The organism is Bifidobacterium saguini DSM 23967 (genome assembly GCF_000741715.1).
GTDB classification, from domain to species: Bacteria; Actinomycetota; Actinomycetes; order Actinomycetales; family Bifidobacteriaceae; genus Bifidobacterium; species Bifidobacterium saguini.
In genome coordinates, this window is the sequence record NZ_JGZN01000026.1 from 1 (window position 1) to 1,612 (window position 1,612).

Genomic DNA, 1,612 nt, shown 5'->3' on the forward strand with positions numbered 1-1,612 from the left:
CATGCCCGTATGGCAGGGCCGCTTCGCGGCCATCATGCCACACGGGCACGGCCAGGCCACGCGCGGGCTGCGCCATCAGGAAAACACAGGTGTTTTCGACTCTTTTCGGCAGCAGGAAGCCTACCGGAGGGACGAGAACCCGTCAACGCCGCCGCACACGGGCCGCAAGCGGCCCGGAGACGATCGGCTTATGACGGAACCCCGTCCCTCCGGTAACGCCTTCGCTGACCGAAAAGGTCAAAAAACAAATTCGCGGCACTGAACCCTAGAAAACGAGGCCCACATGAAAAACGACACCACTCGGAAAACATCCCTGCGTTTCCACAGTGCGGACGGCGAATACGACATATTCGCCCGCTCCGACGGAGGACATTCCGCCAACGAGGAACACCAACCCCTATACATCATCCACCGTCACAGGAAAGGCTATCTCGCCAGGAACGGCTGCGTGACCGGCGTCACCATCGACAGGAACGGCACGCGATACGAAGGGTTCTCTCTCACGGAGGAATCCCTCACCCTACGCCTTGACGGGGGAGACAAGCCACTGCCATACGACGAGGCCGCCCGCCTTCTGGCAATGGCTCTAAAACCCACTCAGGTCAAGAAACCGACCCAAAAAGAACAAAACAGTTTTTAAAGGCACACCAGCCACAAGGAGAACCACCATGAACGCCACCGTGAGCATCACCATCGACGGAATCGGAGACAACATCCTAGCCGGCACCGTATGGAGACAGACGGACGACCTCCAGACCTACATCTACCCGCAGGACATCGAGGAATTCAGCAACCTGCTCCACGCCTGCGACCTCATAGCGGACGGGCCCAACGACCAATACACCGAAACGTTCTTCGCACAGGAATACCGGGACCTCGCCACCGCACTCGGCGACAAGGCCGGCATCCTCCCCAAAGCGCCGAACGACCAGTACGCCGAGAACAGCGCACGCATCGACATCCTCTATTAGAAACCCACAATCAAAGGAGAAGCGACATGACAGCCAACGGAACAGTGAACACCCTCGGACTCATCCCCTACATGGTCAAGGTCGAAGCATACATCACACCCGGACTCCCATACTTCAGCATCATCGGCGTACCCGACGCAAGCCTGAGCCCGCTCAGGGAACAAATCAGGAACGCCGTGGAATCCACCGGCCGAACATGGCCGCAACAACGAGTCACCGTCAACCTCAGCCCCGCAAGCATACCCAAACAAGGCAGCCAAATAGCGCTGCCCATCGCCCTCGCCGTCATACACGCCATGGAAGGCCAACCGGAATCCGCCGAGGAAACCTGCGTACTCGGAGGAATCGACGCCAACGGCAACGTAACCCCGATCACCAATCTCACACCCATGCTCGACTACTGTCGCAACCACGGCATCGACAGCATCATCACGCCGAAAACCAACCATGAGGAGACCACCCACACCGGCATCGACGCACACGAGGTCGAAACACTCGAGGAAGCCATAGCCAAAATCAAGACCATAACCAGTCCCGAACAAGGAACCGGCACACAACCGGCAGTCAGGTAGACCAAGAGTCCCCTCACCCATGAACCACGGGTGAGGGGACGGCCGCCCGAAGCCCGGCATCCGACCATA

General features: G+C 58.9%; 4 protein-coding genes. All 4 read left to right on the plus strand.

The window, feature by feature from the left end:
* A partial coding sequence (locus BISA_RS13440; protein WP_033892157.1) for a hypothetical protein occupies nt 1–262 on the plus strand: 262 nt, incomplete at its 5' end.
* A gap of 21 nt (nt 263–283) precedes the next feature.
* Nucleotides 284–640 (plus strand): hypothetical protein, encoded by a 357-nt coding sequence (locus tag BISA_RS11655; RefSeq protein ID WP_033892159.1) that lies wholly within the window; start codon nt 284–286, stop codon nt 638–640.
* A 28-nt stretch (nt 641–668) separates the two neighbouring features.
* On the plus strand, nt 669–971 hold the full coding sequence (locus BISA_RS13160; protein WP_033892160.1) for a hypothetical protein: 303 nt from the start codon (nt 669–671) through the stop codon (nt 969–971).
* A gap of 26 nt (nt 972–997) precedes the next feature.
* On the plus strand, nt 998–1,543 hold the full coding sequence (locus BISA_RS11665; protein WP_033892161.1) for a magnesium chelatase domain-containing protein: 546 nt from the start codon (nt 998–1,000) through the stop codon (nt 1,541–1,543).
* Nucleotides 1,544–1,612: the final 69 nt, after the last annotated feature.

Bases quoted from the DNA above. Each gene is read 5' to 3' on its own strand.
- BISA_RS11655 (WP_033892159.1), top strand. From the start codon at position 284: ATGAAAAACGACACCACTCGGAAAACATCCCTGCGTTTCCACAGTGCG.
- BISA_RS11665 (WP_033892161.1), top strand. From the start codon at position 998: ATGACAGCCAACGGAACAGTGAACACCCTCGGACTCATCCCCTACATG.
- BISA_RS13160 (WP_033892160.1), top strand. From the start codon at position 669: ATGAACGCCACCGTGAGCATCACCATCGACGGAATCGGAGACAACATC.